Raw genomic sequence first — 17,271 nt, 5'->3', positions numbered from 1 at the left:
TAACTTATGAAAATTGCTATAATTGGAACTGGAAATTTAGGGTATTCTATCGCTAAAGGTTTAATAATCGATAATGCATTTACAACGCTATATTTAACCAAAAGAAATATTGAAACGTTACAGGAATTTGAAGGTTATAAAAATGTAACTCTTACAAGTGATAATGTTGAAGCTGTTCAGAAATCTGATATTTTAATTTTTGCAGTGCAACCTGCACATTTTGAAAATGTTTTGCAAGAAATCACTCCGTTTTTAACAGAGAAACATGTTTTAATTTCTACCATTACAGGTTTTTTAATTCCTAGAATGGAAGCAATTGTTGGTGAGAACCAATTTATAATTCGTGCTATGCCTAATACAGCTATTGCTGTAGGTAAATCTATGACATGTATTTGTAGTAATACTCAAGGTACTAAACGTGTTAAAATTGCAGAAGCCATATTTAATCGGTTAGGACATACTTTAATTATTCCAGAAAGTCAAATGCAAGCCGCAACAGTAGTTTGTGCCAGTGGTGTTGCCTTTTGGATGCGATTAATTCGTGCCACAACTCAAGCGGCAATACAATTAGGTTTCGATGCCGAAGAAGCTCAAGAATTATCGATGCATACTTGCGAAGGAGCAGCTAGTTTACTTATTCAAACTGGGAATCATCCAGAGGAAGAAATCGATAAGGTTACCACGCCAAAAGGCTGTACCATTGAAGGATTAAACGAAATGGAACACAAAGGGTTGAGTTCGTCTTTAATTCAGGGAATGGTAGCATCTTACAATAAAATTAGCAATATTAAAAAAGAACAAATATGAGTTTGTTTCCAGTATATCCGCTTTACGATATTACCCCTGTAAAAGCGAAAGACGTTTTTGTTTACGACGACAAAAATGTAGAATATTTAGATTTATACGGTGGCCATGCTGTAATTTCAATTGGTCATGCGCACCCAACCTATGTAGACCGTTTAACGCGTCAGTTAAACGAAATTGCATTTTATAGTAATGCCATTCAAAACCCGTTGCAAGAACAATTGGCAGCAGAATTAGCCGACTTTTCAGGATGTAAAGACTATCAGTTGTTTTTATGTAACTCAGGAGCAGAAGCGAATGAGAATGCCTTGAAACTGGCATCCTTTCATAATGAAAAATCTAAAATTATTGCCTTTAAAAACGGATTCCACGGAAGAACTTCTGCTGCAGTAGCAGCTACCGATAATCCTAAAATTGTAGCACCATTAAACGCCCAACAAAATGTAGCGTTTTTTGAACTAGGCGATTTAGAAGGTGTAGAACAAGCATTAAAAAATAACGATGTTTGTGCTGTAATTATAGAGTTTATTCAAGGTGTAGGTGGTTTAGACGAAAGCACAACCGCATTTTATCAAGGTCTTGAAAAATTATGTAAAACGTATAACACATGTTTTATAGCCGATGAGGTACAATCGGGCTTTGGTAGAACAGGCGATTTCTTCGCATTTCAAAAGCATAATATTACGCCAGATATTATTTCTATGGCAAAAGGTATGGGGAATGGGTTTCCTATTGGAGGTATTTTAATTCATCCTGATATTAAAGGGGCTTTCGGAATGTTAGGGACAACCTTTGGAGGAAATCACTTAGCTTGTGCAGCTTCAATTGCTGTTTTAGATGTACTTAAAGCAGAAGATTTACTAGCGCACACTAAAGCAATTTCAGCATATTTTATTGAAAAAGCGAACGCATTACCACAATTAAAATCAATTAAAGGTCGTGGTTTAATGTTAGGATTAGAATTCGATTTTCCGATTTCCGACCTTAGAAAAAAACTTATTTTCGACCATCACATTTTCACAGGAAGTGCTAAAAAACCTAACTTATTAAGAATACTTCCGCCATTAACAATTCAAAAAGAACACTTAGATGTCTTTTTTGAAGCCTTAAAATCAGAATTAACATAGCATGAAAAAATACACGCAAATTTCAGATATATCGAACCTTTCAGAAACTATAAAAGAAGCCATTCTTTTAAAGATGAATCCTTTTGAGCATCAGCAATTAGGTAAAAATAAAACCTTAGTGATGTTGTTTTTTAACTCGAGTTTACGGACGCGGTTAAGCACAGAAAAGGCTGCTAAAAACCTAGGAATGGAGGTGATGAGTTTAAATGTAAATGATGCGTGGAATTTAGAGTTTGAAGATGGAACGGTCATGGATGCTAGTACTTCCGAGCATGTCAAGGAAGCAGCAGCGGTTATTTCGCAATATGCAGATATTATTGCGGTGCGTGCTTTCCCAACTTTAGTAGATAAAGAAAAAGATTATGCAGAGCTGGTTATTAAAAGTTTTGAAAAGTATGCCACTGTGCCTATAGTAAATATGGAAAGTGCAACGGCACATCCCTTACAAGCCTTGGCAGATGCGATTACCATTTCAGAATTATCGGAAAAAGCTCGACCAAAAGTTGTAATGACATGGGCGCCACACCCCAAGGCATTGCCGCAAGCAGTACCCAATTCGTTTGTAGAAATGATGCAAAAAATGGAGGTCGATTTAACCATTACACATCCCGAAGGCTATGAACTTGACCCTAAAATCACAAAAGATACGCCAATAGTTTATAACCAAGATGAGGCACTTAAAGATGCCGATTTTGTGTATGCAAAGAACTGGAGTAGTTTTACAGATTACGGTCAGATTTTAAATAGAGACAGAAATTGGATGGTGACTAAAGAAAAATTAGGTCATGCTAAATTTATGCACTGTTTACCGGTAAGACGTAATGTTGTGGTTGAGGATGCTGTTTTAGATAGCGACCAGTCTGTTGTGATGCAAGAAGCTAATAATAGAACATTCGCTGCACAAATAGTAATGAAAGAAATACTTGAAAACCTATAATATGGAAACATTAAAAGTGGTAAAAATAGGTGGTAATATTATTGATGACGATGCTGCCTTAGCTGAATTCTTAAAAGGTTTTGCTACACTTAAAGGTCCTAAAATATTAGTTCATGGCGGTGGGAAATTAGCGACTAAAATGGCGAAATCCATGAATATTGAAGTGCAAATGGTAGATGGAAGACGCATTACAGATGGCGATACTTTAGATATTATTACCATGGTGTACGGCGGAAAAATCAATAAAAACATTATTGCACAATTACAAGCGAATAGGTGTAATAGTGTCGGGTTTACGGGAGCTGATGGAAATGCAATAGTTTCTGAAAAACGCCCGGTAAAAACTATAGATTACGGATTTGTAGGCGATGTAAAACACGTCAACACCAAAGTGCCAAAAGTACTCCTAGAAAACGATATTACGCCCGTGTTTTGTGCCATTACACATGACGGAAACGGACAATTATTAAATACCAATGCAGATACTGTAACTTCTGAATTGGCTATTGCTTTTGCAGATTTGTATCAAGTAGAGTTGTATTATTGTTTTGAAAAAGATGGTGTATTGTTAGATGTAAATGATGCAAATTCGGTAATTGAAGATATTAACACAAAAAATTATGAGACGTTAAAAGCAGATGGTATTATAACAGACGGGATGCTACCTAAGTTAGATAATTGTTTTTATGCCATTTCTAATCGAGTGAGTAAAGTGTGCTTAGGAAAACCTGACATGCTATTTAATCAGAATACAAAACACACAACCATACAAGCCTAATGACAACGCAACAATTAACAGAGGAGGCCATTGCTTTATTAAAGCGTTTAATTGAAACGCAGTCTTTTTCTTCAGAAGAAGATAAAACAGCAGAGCTTATAGAAGCTTGGTTTAAAGAAAAAAACATTCCGTATACGCGCACCAAAAATAATGTTTGGGCTACCAATAAAGATTTTACAGAAGGAAAACCTACACTGCTTTTAAACTCGCATCACGATACGGTTAAACCCAATAACGGATACACTAAAGACCCGTTTAAAGCTATAGTAGAAGATGGCAAATTATATGGTTTAGGAAGTAATGATGCTGGAGGTTGCTTGGTGTCTTTAATTGCAACATTTACCTATTTTTACGATAAGCCAAACTTAAAATATAATTTGGTTATTGTGGCTTCTGCCGAAGAAGAAAGCAGCGGACCAAATGGTTTAAATAGTATGTTATCTATAATTCCAAAAGTAGATGTAGCTATAGTTGGAGAACCTACATTAATGAATTTGGCTGTAGCCGAAAAAGGCTTAGTGGTTTTTGATGCTAAAGTAAAAGGAACTCCTAGTCATGCCGCTCACCCTAACGATGATAACGCTATTTACAATACAATAGAGGTGTTAAATTGGTTTAAAAATTATAAATTCGATAGGCCTTCAGAAACTTTAGGCGATGTAAAAATGACGGTCTCTCAGATTTCTGCTGGAAAACAACATAATGCCATTCCTGCCGAAGTAGAATTGGTTATAGATGTACGTGTAAACGATAAATATACCAATGCAGAGATTAACGATATTTTGGTAAGAGAAGCGCCTTGTACAGAGATTAAAGCACGTAGTTTACGCTTAAATTCATCATCTATTCCTAAGGATCACGAATTGGTAAAAGCAGGTATCGAAATAGGTCGTAGCACCTACGGTTCGCCAACATTATCAGATCAATCTGTTTTAAGTTGTTCGTCTTTAAAATTAGGGCCAGGAGATAGTACACGATCACATTCTGCAGACGAATTTATTTATTTAAATGAAATTGAAGAAGGTGTTGCGATTTACATTCAGTTATTAGAAAAAATATTATAATGATTTAAGTTGCATGTTCAGCTTAAACTATAAAAATCTTAACTTATGAAACTTTGGGATAAAGGGCTTTCAATAGATAAAAAAATAGAACAATTTACTGTTGGTAACGATAGAGAAATCGATATTCATATAGCGAAGTACGATGTTATAGCGTCTAAAGCTCACGCTAAAATGTTACAAAGCATTAATATTATTACTACTGAAGAATTAGAACAATTACTTGGGGGTTTAGATGAGTTAGCCGCTCAGATTGAAGCGGGAACTTTTCAAATAGAAGAGAGTTTTGAAGATGTGCATTCTAAAATAGAATTTGAACTGACAAAATCTTTAGGTGAGGTAGGAAAAAAAATACATACTGCACGGTCTAGAAACGACCAAGTTTTAGTGGCACTTCAATTGTATTTTAAAGAAGAATTAAAAACCATACAGGACAAAACCAAAACGTTTTTCGATACCTTAATTGGTTTAGCCGAAACCCATAAAGATGCTTTATTACCTGGCTACACGCATTTACAAGTGGCTATGCCGTCGTCTTTCGGTGTTTGGTTCTCTGCCTATGCCGAGTTATTGATTGATGATGTGTATATGCTACAAGCGGCACAAAGAGTAGCCGATCAGAATCCGTTAGGTTCTGCTGCAGGTTACGGTAGTTCTTTTCCGATAGATCGTGAATTAACGACAAAAGAAATGGGCTTTTCAACCTTAAAGTATAATGTAGTGGCCGCGCAAATGAGTCGTGGTAAAAGTGAACGAACCATTGCTGCTTCCTTAGGAAGTTTAGCAAACACTTTATCGCGTTTTGCTATGGATATTTGCTTGTATAATAGTCAGAATTTTGGTTTTATCGCCTTTCCAGACGAATTAACTACAGGAAGTAGTATTATGCCACACAAGAAAAATCCAGATGTATTTGAATTGATTCGTGGTAAATGTAATAAGATTCAGGCGCTACAAACAGAAATGGTGTTAATCACTAATAATTTGCCTAGCGGATATCACCGTGACTACCAATTATTAAAGGAAAACATGATTCAGGCTTTAGAAGATATGAAAGATATTTTAGATATTTTTAATTTCTCTATTGCTCAGGTTAAGGTTAAAGAAATTAATTTACACGACGAGAAATATAAATTCTTATTTACAGTAGATAATATCAATACTTTGGTGGTAGAAGGAATGTCGTTTAGAGATGCTTATAAGAAGATAGGTGGCGAAGTAGAAGCAGGAACTTATGTGCCAGACGATTCTAAAAAACACACGCATTTAGGAAGTATTCACAATCTAGGGTTAGATAGCATTAGCGAAAAATTTCCGAAATTATAAGTGGTGTAATTTCATGCATAAAAAAAGCGTCTTAGTAAACTAACTAAGACGCTTTTTTATTTGTAATATGTATATTATATAATCGTAGATTGTCCTAAGTGAATATTAGAAAAATTATGATTAGAATCTTTAGGGTTACTAATAAAATCGGCAATAAAATCACCAACCTTTGTGGTTGTAATATTGTCGTATTTGGTGTTTAAATCTGGCGTTGTAATGTGTAGTGCTAAAGATTTATCGATAGCAGTTCGTATTAAATCAGCTTCGTCATTTAAATCAAAATGGTCTAATAACATGGCTGCAGATAAGATAGAAGCAATTGGATTTGCGATACCTTTGTTTGTAGCTTGCGGATAAGACCCGTGAATAGGCTCAAACATTGCATATTTATCTCCCACAGAAGCTGATGCTAATAATCCTATAGAGCCACCAATTACACTAGCCTCGTCGCTAATAATGTCTCCAAACATGTTTTCTGTTAAAATAACATCAAACTGTTTTGGATTTAATATCATTTGCATGGCCGCATTATCTATAAATAAGAAATCTAATTCTACGTCTTTGTAGCTTTTAGCAACTTCGGTAACAACTCTACGCCATAAACGTGATGTTTCTAATACGTTTGCTTTATCTATTAAAGTTAATTTTTTCTTTCTTGTTTGAGCTGCTTTAAATGCTAAATGTGCTAAACGTTCAATTTCTTCACGAGAATATTCGCATAGATCTGAAGCCGTATTACCATCTTCACTTGTTTCTTTTTTTCCGAAGTAAATACCTCCAGTAAGTTCTCTGTAAATGCTAATATCTGTTCCTTTAATAATATCCTTTTTTAAAGGGGATTTACTTAATAAGGTATCATAGGCTTTAACAGGTCTAATATTGGCATATAAACCTAAAGCTTTTCTTAATGCTAGTAAGCCTTGTTCAGGACGTACTTTTGCACTAGGATCGTTGTCGTATTTAGGGTCGCCAATAGCACCAAATAATAGCGCGTCGCTATTTTTACACAATTCTAAAGTGGCTTCTGGCAACGGATTTCCAGTTTCGTCTATTGCGATTGCTCCAACAGGTGCGTACTTAAAATTAAAGGTGTGATTAAATTCTAAAGCTATAGCTTTAAGAACTTTTATAGATTGTGCAGTGACTTCTGGTCCAATCCCGTCTCCTGCTAATACTGCTATATTTAGTTTCATAAGAATTATGTTTTAGTCGCCCTTAAAAATTAGCGTTTCTAATTTATAAAGGTTATAGGGCTATGGTTTCGTTTTTAGCTTCAAAGGCTAAAATATCTTCTTTTTTACTTAACAAATAATCAATATCATCATATCCATTAATTAGACACGTTTTTTTGTATGGATCGATCTCAAAAGATTCTTGAAAATCAGTGTCTTGAATAGAAATGATTTGAGCCTCTAAATTTACATTAATTATTGTTTCTGGGTCACTTGTTATGTGATTAAATAACACTTTTAAGAATTCTGGAGATACTTGTACGGGTAATATTCCATTATTAAGAGCATTTCCTTTAAAAATATCTGCAAAGAAACTAGAAACCACAACCTTAAATCCATAATCTGCAATAGCCCAAGCGGCATGCTCGCGACTAGAACCACAACCAAAATTGTCTCCAGCAACTAGAATGCTACCGGCATAAGTGATATCATTTAGTGGGAATTCTTCATTAATATCTCCATTTTTATGATATCTCCAATCTCTAAATACATTGTCTCCAAAACCTTCTCTGTCTGTAGCTTTTAAGAATCGAGCAGGGATAATTTGGTCTGTATCTATATTTTCTATGTCTAATGGAATGGCTCTAGACTGTAATGTTGTAAACTTTTCCATTTAGTTTAAATGTTTAGTAATGTCAATAATTTTTCCTTCAACAGCAGTTGCTGCTGCAACTAACGGACTTGCTAAAATAGTTCTAGCGCCTTGCCCTTGTCTACCTTCAAAATTTCTGTTTGAAGTAGATACACAATATTCATTTTGCGGAATCTTGTCTTCATTCATTGCTAAACAGGCAGAACATCCTGGTTGGCGAAGTTCAAAACCTGCAGCTGTAAAAATGTCTTTAAGGCCTTCTTCAATAATTTGTGTTTCTACCAACTTACTACCTGGTACTAGCCAGGCAGTAACGTTAGGTGCTTTTTGTTTGCCTTTAATAAACTCGGCAGCCACTCTAAAATCTTCAATTCTTGAGTTGGTACAGCTACCAATAAAGACAAAATTAATTGGTTTGTTTATAAGAGATTCTCCTTTCTTAAAATCCATATATTTCAATGATTTTTCAAAAGAGGCATCGTCAAGGGTAGGAATATTGTCTGTTACTTTAATCCCCATACCTGGGTTGGTTCCATAGGTTACCATAGGTTCGATATCTGCTGCATCGAAAAAATATTCTTTATCGAATTTGGCACCTTCATCTGTCGGTAATGTTTTCCAATAGGCTACTTTCTTTTCAAAATCTTCACCTTTAGGTGCAAATTCACGACCTTCAACATAGTCAAAAGTAGTTTGGTCTGGAGCAATCATTCCGCCTCGTGCGCCCATTTCAATACTCATATTACAAACTGTCATACGGCCTTCCATACTCATGTTTTCAAAAACATCTCCAGCATATTCACAGAAATAACCTGTTCCAGCATTGGTACCTAATTTTGAGATAATATACAAAATAACATCTTTAGGAAGGACTCCTTTTTTTAATTTACCATTTACACTAACACGTAAACTTTTAGGTTTTGTTAAAAGTAAACATTGGCTAGCAAAAACTTGAGCAACCTGACTGGTACCGATTCCAAAAGCAATGGTTCCAAATGCACCATGTGTGGAAGTATGACTGTCCCCACATACTATTGTCATTCCAGGTTGTGTGATACCTAATTCGGGTGACATTACGTGCACTATTCCATTATATTTGTGACCTAATTCAAAAAGTGTGATTCCGTTGTCGGCACAGTTTCTTGATAGTTGCTCAAGCTGATGTCTTGATAGTTTGTCTTGTATTGGTAAATGTTGATTTGTTGTTGGTGTATTATGGTCTGCTGTTGCCACAATTTGATTTGGTCTAAACAGCGGAATATTTCTATCTTTTAATTCTTTAAAAGCCTGTGGGCTTGTAACTTCGTGAATTAAATGTTTGTCGATGTATAGTATTTGTGGCCCATTTTCAATGGCGTCAACAACGTGTGCATCCCAAACTTTATCAAATAATGTTTTTTTCATTTCATGTTATTTTTGCTACCTCTAAAATAATTTAAGACATAGACTTTTAGCTTGTTTTAAGCTGAAATAATTTGTTTATATACGCTACTAGATTCTATAATTTTATGTATGTCTGCATCATCTATTTCTTTCTTTACATCTGCAAAATTTAAAAAATTAGCATACACTTCATCCAATTGCAATTTTGTTAATTCATAACCTACGTTTTTAGCACGATATGCTAAAGCTGCTCTACCACTTCTTGCTGTTAAAACAATAGCAGATTCAGTAACACCTACATCTTTAGGGTCTATTATTTCGTATGTTTCACGATTTTTAATCACACCATCTTGGTGAATTCCAGAACTGTGGGCAAAAGCATTAGCACCTACAATAGCTTTGTTTGGTTGCGTGTATATTCCCATATGTTCAGAAACCATTTGGCTTGTACTGTATAATAAAGATGTATTTATGTTGGTGTCTAAATTTAATGTTGGATGTTGTTTAAGGATCATAACAACTTCTTCTAAAGCTGTGTTACCTGCACGTTCTCCAATGCCGTTTATAGTGCACTCAATTTGTCTTGCACCGTTTATCACACCTTCTATAGAATTTGCAGTAGCTAAACCTAAATCATTATGGCAATGACAAGATAAAATGGCATTTTCTATACCTTTAACGTTTTCCATTAAATACTTAATTTTAGCGCCATATTCGTTTGGTAAACAGTAGCCTGTTGTGTCTGGAATATTTAAAACTGTTGCACCTGCAGCAATGACAGCTTCGCAAACACGTGCCAAGTAATCGTTATCTGTTCGTCCAGCATCTTCTGCATAAAACTCTACATCTTCGGTAAAGGTTTTGGCATAACGTACTGCTCTTACAGCACGTTCAATAATCGCATCGCGATTAGAATTAAATTTAAATTTTATATGAGAGTCAGATGTCCCAATTCCTGTATGAATTCTAGATTTTTTTGCATAACGCAATGCTTCACCAGCAACTTTAATATCGTTTTCTACAGATCTAGTCAGACCACAAACTGTTGCATTCTTTACGATTTTTGAAATGGCTTCAACCGATGCGAAATCTCCAGGACTTGACACTGGAAATCCTGCTTCAATAACGTCAACTCCCAGTGTGTCAAGTTTTTCGGCAATAATTATTTTTTGCTCTTTGTTTAACTTGCAACCAGGGACTTGTTCGCCATCGCGTAACGTTGTGTCAAATATTTGAATGTTAGAATGTGACATTTATATGATTTTATTTTCTTATTGTGCTACGAATTTATATTTTGCTTTTGTGAAAGCAATACCTCAATGTTGTATTTTTACGATGTTTAAAAGTGTTTAAGTGTAATTAACTATTTTTATATCAGTTAATTACAATATTTTTTATTTGATGATAAAAGACCAAAAAGATAATTTGTTTTTATTAGTGAAGTCGCTAACCAAGTCTGAAAAACGACAGTTTAAACTGTATGTTGGACGGTTAGGTGTTAATAACGACTCTAAATTTCTTAACTTATTTAATATTTTAGACAAATTAACAAGTTATGACGAAGATTTTATTTTAAAAAATGGAGATGTAAAAAAACAACAGTTGGCAAATGTTAAAGCACATTTGTACAAACAAATTTTAATTAGTTTAAAATTAAATCCTTCACATCAAAACATAAGGTCGCAAATTCGAGAACAATTAGATTTTGCTTCTATTTTATACCATAAAGGGCTTTATAAACAGAGTTTAAAAATTTTAGATAAATCTAAAGAATTAGCTATACAGAATGAAGAGAAAAATTTGGCTTATGAGATTGTAGAATTTGAAAAATTAATAGAGTCACAATATATAACAAGAAGTATTGGAGGTCGAGCAGATGAACTTACGATACAGGCTAAAGAGTTAAGTGCTTTAAATGTGGTGGCTAGTAAATTGTCTAATTTGTCATTACAGTTATATGGTTTGTTCTTAAAACAGGGGTATGTAAAGAATGAAGAAGAAGGGGAGCAAGTGGCATCATATTTCTATAAACGTTTACCCAAATATTATATTAAAAATCTCGGGTTTAGAGAAAAGTTATGGTTGTATAATGCCTATTTGTGGTATAGTTTTTTAACTCAAGACTTTAAAAATTGTTATAAATATGCATCAAAATGGGTCGACTTATTTTATGAGAATCCTGCTATGATTAATTTAAACCCTGTATTCTTCTTAAAAGGTAAAAATTATTTATTAGAAGCTTTATTTTTTGTAAGGAGTAGAGATAAATTTGAAGAGGCTTTAGTCCGTTTAGAGCAAACCGTAAAAGATAAAACTTTCTTAAGAGATGAAAACGTTGAAGCTTTAGCTTTTTTGTACCTTAATTTAAACAAAGTTAATTTACATTTTATAGATGGCTCGTTTGAGGCAGGTTTGCAATTGGTTCCTAAAATAGAAACAGATTTAAAAAAATATTCAAATAGAATAGACGAGCATCACACCATGATTTTTTATTATAAATTTGCTAGTTTGTATTTTGGTGCAGGAGATAATAAGCAATGCATTTTCTATTTAGATAAAATCATTTCAAATAAAAGTTTATCCATGCGAGAAGATTTGTTGTGTTTCTCGAGAGTCTTAAATTTAGTAGCTCATTACGAGGCTGGTATGGATTATCATATAGAAACGTTGCTGCGTAGCACTTATAAGTTTTTAATAAAAATGAACGATTTGCATGAGGTGCAAAAAGAGATGATAAAATTTATAAAAGGATTACAAGATGTGTATCCTCAAGACATTAAAAAAGCATTTATAAGGTTAAGAGATACATTAAAAATGTATGAGGACCACCCATATGAAAAACGAGCATTTTTATATCTAGATATTATTTCTTGGTTAGAAAGTAAAATTGAGAATAGACCTGTAGGACAGGTTATTAAGGATAAATATTTAGAAAAAACGAAAGTGTAGTAAATATAACTTTATAAAAAATGTTATAAATAATTTGGAAAATCAATTTTTCTAACTGAATATTTGTACTCACAAAGTTCAATATTTTATTGAAATGTTATCAAGAAAGGTGGAGGGATTAGACCCGCTGAAACCTTAGCAACCCTTTAATTTATAAAGAAGGTGCTAAATTCTACTTAAAAACCGATTCATTTATCGGGGATTTAGATAGATAACTCAACGAAATTACTATCTGTAATTTTATTTTTTTCTTTTTAACATTTTTCTAATAAGTACACCCTAAATATAAGGTGCATTTGGCTTTTAGTTTTAATTTATTTAACTCAAAAAGAAAGAAAAATGAGTACACAAAAATTCGCAACTCAAGCGTTGCATGCCGGACACGATGTTACAAAAAACGGAGGAACTCGTGCCGTGCCAATTTATCAAACATCATCTTATGTGTTTAACGATTCAGACCACGCGGCTAACCTATTTGCTTTAGCAGAACCTGGTTACATTTATACCCGACTAAACAACCCTACAAACGATATTTTAGAGCAACGTCTAGCAACTATCGAAGGTGGTATTGCAGCAGTTGTTACGGCTTCAGGAACGGCGGCAATTTCTACAGCATTATTAACATTACTAAAGGCAGGAGACCATATAGTCGCTTCTAATAGTTTGTATGGCGGAACTTATAATTTACTAGCTGTTACCTTACCAAGGCACGGTATTACAACAACGTTTGTAGACCCAACAGATGCCGAAAATTTTCAAGCGGCTATTCAGGATAACACTCGTGCTGTATTTATTGAATCTTTAGGTAATCCAAAATTAGATGTTTTAGATATTGAAGCGATTGCAGGTGTATCAAAAGCAAACGATATTCCTTTAATTGTAGACAATACCGTGGCTTCTCCAGCATTGTTAAATCCAATTCAATACGGTGCAAATCTCGTAATTCACTCCTTAACAAAATACATTAACGGTAACGGTACAAGTTTAGGTGGTGTAATCGTAGATGCGGGAACCTTTAATTGGGCCAACGGAAAATTTCCAGAATTTACAGAACCTTCTGCTGGATATCACGGTTTGGTGTATAGCGACGTTTTAAAAGAAGCGGCATTTATCGCTAAAGTTAGAATTGAAGGTTTACGTGATTATGGTAGTGCTTTAAGTCCGTTTAACGCCTTTCAAATTATTCAAGGCTTAGAAACCTTAGAATTACGTATTAAAAAACATAGTGAAAATGCCTTGGCACTAGCACAATGGTTAGAAGCACAAGACGACATTGCTTGGGTAAATTATCCAGGTTTAGCGAGTAGTAAATACAAGACTTTAGCCGATAAATATCTGCCAAAAGGACAAAGCGGGATGGTAACGTTTGGCCATAAAGGAGGTTTTGATGCTGCCAAAATTATAGCCGATAAAACTCAAATATTTTCACTGTTAGCAAATATTGGAGATACTAAATCATTAATTATTCATCCTTCAAGTACAACACATCAGCAACTAGACGAAGCTGCTCAAGAAGCTTCTGGAGTTACTAAAGATTTGGTGCGTTTATCTGTTGGAATTGAAGATGTAGAAGATTTAAAAGCCGATTTAAAACAAGCTTTCGAAGCTGTAAAGAATGCCTAACCGATACTTTTAAATAAAGCCTCTTTAACTTGAAGCTTGTATATATTGCGATATGAAAAATTTACAATTTATTACTTTAGATGCTTACCAAACGATTAATGGAGCTGTATTGCCAATACAATTATCCTACGAAGTGTTTGGACAACCCTTACATGAAGCACCAATAGTTTTGGTAAACCATGCCTTAACAGGAAACAGTAATGTTGCTGGAGAAGGAGGTTGGTGGAGCGACCTAATAGGCGATGATAAAGTTATAGATACTAAAAAGTTTACTGTCTTATCTTTTAATATTCCAGGGAATGGGTATGATGGCTTTATTATAGAAAATTATAAAGATTTCGTTGCCCGCGATATGGCAAATATCTTTTTAAAAGGGCTTAAGTTATTAAATATAGATTCTGTTTTTGCTATGATTGGCGGGTCTCTTGGTGGCGGAATAGCTTGGGAAATGGCAGTTATGCATCCTACTTTAGCAGAGCATTTAATTGTTGTGGCAACAGATTGGAAATCTACAGATTGGTTAATTGCAAATTGTCAGATTCAAGAACAGTTTTTAACCAATTCTAATAATCCTGTACACGATGCACGCATGCATGCCATGTTGTGTTATAGAACACCAAAATCGTTTAAAGAACGTTTTCATAGAAGTAAAAACGAAGATTTAGAAATCTTTAATGTCGAAAGTTGGTTGTTGCATCATGGAAATAAGTTGCAGGAACGTTTTCAATTGTCTGCGTATCGATTAATGAATCAATTATTGCGTACTATTGATGTGACTAAAGGACGGTCTGAAGATGTAAATGTATTGGATATTATTGAATCAAATATTTCAATAATAGGGGTAGATTCTGACTTGTTTTTTACAGCTGAAGAAAACCGCGAAACCCAAAAGAAATTAGCACTTACACATCCAAATGTTACATATAACGAAATACATTCAGACCACGGTCACGATGCGTTTCTAATTGAATTCGAACAATTAGAGCGCATTGTAGAAGGTATTTTTAAGCCAGAATTAAAGCACAAACGTTTTAAAGTCCTTAAGTTTGGAGGTAAATCTTTAGCTAACGGATTGGGTTTAGAAACGGTGCTTAACATTATTGAAAATAAAGTTAAAAACGACGAAAAAATTACGGTTGTACTTTCCGCAAGAGGGTCGTCTACAGACCAATTAGAGCATATTTTAAAAAAAGCTAAAAGTGGTCAATCTTATAAAAAAGAATTAGAAGCTTTTAAAGCGTATCAAACAGAACCTTGTCCCGACTTAGATTGTGCTGAAGAGTTTTCTGTATTAGATAAAGTATTTGGAGGTGTCGCTTTGTTAGGTGATTACAGTGAAAAAATTAAAGATGAGGTTTTAGCTCAAGGCGAATTATTGTCGGTTAAACTCGTATCCAAATTACTAAATGAGCGCGGTGTAAAAGCACATGCTACAGATTCTAGATTACTTATTAAAACAGATGATACGTTTGGTAATGCACAGCCTAACACCAAAGTGTCTAAAGAAAATGTATTAAAGCATTTTAAAGCATATAATGGGAATACTGTACATATAGTTACAGGATTTATCGCTTCTAATCAAGATAATAAAACAACAACTTTAGGACGAAACGGCAGTAATTATTCTGCAGCATTATTAGCAAATTTCTTAGATGCTGAAGAATTACAAAATTATACGCATGTAAACGGTATTTACACGGCAAATCCAGATTTGGTACCAGATGCTAAAAAGATTGAAGAATTGTCGTTTGCCGAAGCTAACGAATTAGCCAATTTTGGCGCAACGGTTTTACATGCCAAGACCATTATTCCGTTATTAGAAAAAAATATTTCGCTACGTATTTTAAATACCTTTAATAGCGGCGACCAAGGGACTTTAATTACAGCAAAAACTGCGTCTAAAGGTATTCGTTCGTTATCCGTTTTAGATAATGTGGCGTTAATTAATCTAGAAGGCCGCGGATTATTAGGAAAAGTTGGTGTAGATGCCCGTGTGTTTAAAACATTAAGTGCCAATAATATTAGTGTAAGTATTATTTCTCAAGGTTCGTCTGAACGCGGATTAGGGTTGGTGGTCGATGCCAATAAAGCATCGCAAGCCGTTATTGCTTTAGAACGCGAATTTGAAACCGATTTTTATGTTCAAGATGTAAATAGAATTGGTATTATAGACGATGTGGCTGTAATTTCTATCGTTGGTCAAGATTTAAGTACTTTCCATAAACCGTTTAATGCGTTAATAAAAAATCAGATTGTTCCGTTGCTTTTTAACAATACCATTACGGGCGAAAATGTAAGTTTGGTGGTTAGAAAATCGCAATTACATAAAGCCTTAAATGTTATTCATGGCGAGATTTTTGGGATATCTAAAAAAATAAACTTGGCCATTTTTGGTCATGGGTTAGTTGGCGGTACATTAATCGACCAAATTATTGCTTCTGCAAAAGATATAGAAAAACGTAAAGGCATAAAGTTGAATATTTTTGCCATTGCAAACTCAAGACAAATCTTGTTAAACAGAAAAGGAATAGATAGCCATTGGAAAGCCGATTTACAAGAACACGGAAAACCATATACTTTTGAGAGTTTAATAGCCTATACTAAAAAACATCATTTAGAAAACTTAATTGCAATAGATAACACGGCAAGTGCCGAGTTTGTGTCTAATTATATTCCTTTAGTAGAACATGGTTTCGACTTGGTGTCTTCAAACAAAATAGCAAATACAATAGATTTTAAATTTTATAGTGAATTACGACAAGTACTAGCAAAAAATCAGAAAAACTATTTATACGAAACCAATGTAGGAGCAGGGTTGCCTTTAATTGATACCATTAAGCTTTTTCATTTGTCTGGAGAAAATATTACTAAAATTAGAGGAGTATTCTCTGGTTCTTTAAGTTATTTATTTAATAATTATTCGCTTAAAGACGAACCGTTTTCTAAGGTGTTACAGGAAGCAGTAGATAAAGGATTTACAGAACCCGACCCAAGAGAAGATTTATGTGGCAACGATGTTGCGAGAAAATTGTTAATTTTGGCAAGAGAACTCGATTTGCATAATGAAATTGAAGATGTAGATATTCAGAATTTAATCCCTGAGCATTTACAAACTATAGATAAAGCAGCTTTTTTAAAATCATTTACAGAGATGGATGAGCTGTATCAGCATAAAAAAGAGGCACAACAACCGGGTCATGTTTTAAGATATATTGGTGATTTGCATGGCGATTTAGCCGATGAGAAAGGCGCTAAACTAGAGGTGAAACTCGTGTCTGTACCAGAGAGTTCTCCTTTAGGGTCTTTAAAAGGATCCGATTCAATTTTCGAAATTTACACCGAATCTTATGGCGATCAGCCCGTAGTGATTCAGGGCGCAGGCGCAGGAGCAGCAGTTACCGCTCGTGGTGTATTTGGAGATATTTTAAGATTAACAGAGAAAAATACTTATTAAAAAAG

13 protein-coding genes and 1 riboswitch are annotated in these 17,271 nt (G+C 34.3%); of the genes, 9 read left to right on the top strand and 4 right to left on the bottom strand.

All coding sequences use genetic code 11. From position 1 onward, the window contains the following. Positions 1-6 precede the first annotated feature (6 nt). From proC to argH, 6 genes are read left to right on the top strand one after another with little or no spacing between them, the layout of a single operon-like run. Positions 7-807 (top strand): pyrroline-5-carboxylate reductase, encoded by an 801-nt coding sequence (gene proC / locus FNB79_RS02305; RefSeq protein WP_143379764.1) that lies wholly within the window; start codon positions 7-9, stop codon positions 805-807. Continuing rightward, the gene (locus FNB79_RS02300; protein WP_143379763.1) at positions 804-1,931 is read left to right on the top strand and encodes an aspartate aminotransferase family protein; all 1,128 of its coding nucleotides are present in this window, start codon (positions 804-806) and stop codon (positions 1,929-1,931) included. The genes proC and FNB79_RS02300 overlap by 4 nt, the downstream gene beginning before the upstream one ends. Before the next feature lies 1 nt (position 1,932). Then, the gene (locus FNB79_RS02295) at positions 1,933-2,868 is read left to right on the top strand and encodes an N-acetylornithine carbamoyltransferase (protein ID WP_143379762.1); all 936 of its coding nucleotides are present in this window, start codon (positions 1,933-1,935) and stop codon (positions 2,866-2,868) included. Position 2,869: 1 nt separating this feature from the next. Further along, positions 2,870-3,646: an acetylglutamate kinase gene (gene argB, locus FNB79_RS02290; RefSeq protein ID WP_143379761.1), complete on the top strand. Its 777-nt coding sequence runs from the start codon at positions 2,870-2,872 to the stop codon at positions 3,644-3,646. Beyond that, positions 3,646-4,710, top strand: coding sequence for a M20 family metallo-hydrolase (locus FNB79_RS02285; protein ID WP_143379760.1), 1,065 nt, complete (start codon positions 3,646-3,648; stop codon positions 4,708-4,710). The genes argB and FNB79_RS02285 overlap by 1 nt, the downstream gene beginning before the upstream one ends. A 45-nt stretch (positions 4,711-4,755) precedes the next feature. After that, a complete protein-coding gene (gene argH, locus FNB79_RS02280) occupies positions 4,756-6,033 on the top strand; it encodes an argininosuccinate lyase (RefSeq protein ID WP_143379759.1) in 1,278 nt (425 codons plus the stop codon). Positions 6,034-6,107: 74 nt separating this feature from the next. Here argH and leuB read toward each other — a convergent pair whose 3' ends face one another. Genes leuB through FNB79_RS02260 form a run of 4 tightly spaced genes read right to left on the bottom strand, consistent with a single transcriptional unit; the run spans position 6,108 to position 10,493 of the window. After that, complete coding sequence (gene leuB, locus FNB79_RS02275; protein WP_143379758.1) at positions 6,108-7,226, bottom strand: 3-isopropylmalate dehydrogenase; 1,119 nt, start codon at positions 7,224-7,226, stop codon at positions 6,108-6,110. 52 nt (positions 7,227-7,278) lie between these two features. Next, the gene (leuD, locus tag FNB79_RS02270; protein WP_143379757.1) at positions 7,279-7,878 is read right to left on the bottom strand and encodes a 3-isopropylmalate dehydratase small subunit; all 600 of its coding nucleotides are present in this window, start codon (positions 7,876-7,878) and stop codon (positions 7,279-7,281) included. Further along, positions 7,879-9,261, bottom strand: a complete 1,383-nt coding sequence (leuC, locus tag FNB79_RS02265) for a 3-isopropylmalate dehydratase large subunit (protein WP_143379756.1) — start codon at positions 9,259-9,261, stop codon at positions 7,879-7,881. A gap of 56 nt (positions 9,262-9,317) precedes the next feature. Continuing rightward, the gene (locus tag FNB79_RS02260; RefSeq protein WP_143379755.1) at positions 9,318-10,493 is read right to left on the bottom strand and encodes a 2-isopropylmalate synthase; all 1,176 of its coding nucleotides are present in this window, start codon (positions 10,491-10,493) and stop codon (positions 9,318-9,320) included. 148 nt (positions 10,494-10,641) lie between these two features. Between FNB79_RS02260 and FNB79_RS02255 the strand changes: the two genes are divergently transcribed. The 3 genes from FNB79_RS02255 to thrA all read left to right on the top strand — a co-directional run bounded on the left by FNB79_RS02255 (position 10,642) and on the right by thrA (position 17,266). Next, on the top strand, positions 10,642-12,189 hold the full coding sequence (locus FNB79_RS02255; RefSeq protein WP_143379754.1) for a hypothetical protein: 1,548 nt from the start codon (positions 10,642-10,644) through the stop codon (positions 12,187-12,189). A 94-nt stretch (positions 12,190-12,283) separates the two neighbouring features. Next, positions 12,284-12,407: riboswitch (SAM riboswitch) on the top strand. A 121-nt stretch (positions 12,408-12,528) separates the two neighbouring features. Continuing rightward, on the top strand, positions 12,529-13,812 hold the full coding sequence (locus tag FNB79_RS02250; protein WP_143379753.1) for an O-acetylhomoserine aminocarboxypropyltransferase/cysteine synthase family protein: 1,284 nt from the start codon (positions 12,529-12,531) through the stop codon (positions 13,810-13,812). Between the two features lie 52 nt (positions 13,813-13,864). Continuing rightward, positions 13,865-17,266, top strand: a complete 3,402-nt coding sequence (thrA, locus tag FNB79_RS02245) for a bifunctional aspartate kinase/homoserine dehydrogenase I (protein WP_143379752.1) — start codon at positions 13,865-13,867, stop codon at positions 17,264-17,266. Positions 17,267-17,271: the final 5 nt, after the last annotated feature.

Origin of the sequence: Formosa sediminum (assembly GCF_007197735.1) — a bacterium.
GTDB classification, from domain to species: domain Bacteria; phylum Bacteroidota; class Bacteroidia; order Flavobacteriales; family Flavobacteriaceae; genus Formosa; species Formosa sediminum.
This window is presented reverse-complemented; position numbering and strand designations above follow the sequence as displayed.

Excerpts from the sequence above, each read along its gene's own strand:
- proC (WP_143379764.1), top strand. The coding sequence starts at position 7 with ATGAAAATTGCTATAATTGGAACTGGAAATTTAGGGTATTCTATCGCT.
- FNB79_RS02300 (WP_143379763.1), top strand. The coding sequence starts at position 804 with ATGAGTTTGTTTCCAGTATATCCGCTTTACGATATTACCCCTGTAAAA.
- FNB79_RS02295 (WP_143379762.1), top strand. The coding sequence starts at position 1,933 with ATGAAAAAATACACGCAAATTTCAGATATATCGAACCTTTCAGAAACT.
- argB (WP_143379761.1), top strand. The coding sequence starts at position 2,870 with ATGGAAACATTAAAAGTGGTAAAAATAGGTGGTAATATTATTGATGAC.
- FNB79_RS02285 (WP_143379760.1), top strand. The coding sequence starts at position 3,646 with ATGACAACGCAACAATTAACAGAGGAGGCCATTGCTTTATTAAAGCGT.
- argH (WP_143379759.1), top strand. The coding sequence starts at position 4,756 with ATGAAACTTTGGGATAAAGGGCTTTCAATAGATAAAAAAATAGAACAA.
- leuB (WP_143379758.1), bottom strand. The coding sequence starts at position 7,226 with ATGAAACTAAATATAGCAGTATTAGCAGGAGACGGGATTGGACCAGAA.
- leuD (WP_143379757.1), bottom strand. The coding sequence starts at position 7,878 with ATGGAAAAGTTTACAACATTACAGTCTAGAGCCATTCCATTAGACATA.
- leuC (WP_143379756.1), bottom strand. The coding sequence starts at position 9,261 with ATGAAAAAAACATTATTTGATAAAGTTTGGGATGCACACGTTGTTGAC.
- FNB79_RS02260 (WP_143379755.1), bottom strand. The coding sequence starts at position 10,493 with ATGTCACATTCTAACATTCAAATATTTGACACAACGTTACGCGATGGC.
- FNB79_RS02255 (WP_143379754.1), top strand. The coding sequence starts at position 10,642 with ATGATAAAAGACCAAAAAGATAATTTGTTTTTATTAGTGAAGTCGCTA.
- FNB79_RS02250 (WP_143379753.1), top strand. The coding sequence starts at position 12,529 with ATGAGTACACAAAAATTCGCAACTCAAGCGTTGCATGCCGGACACGAT.
- thrA (WP_143379752.1), top strand. The coding sequence starts at position 13,865 with ATGAAAAATTTACAATTTATTACTTTAGATGCTTACCAAACGATTAAT.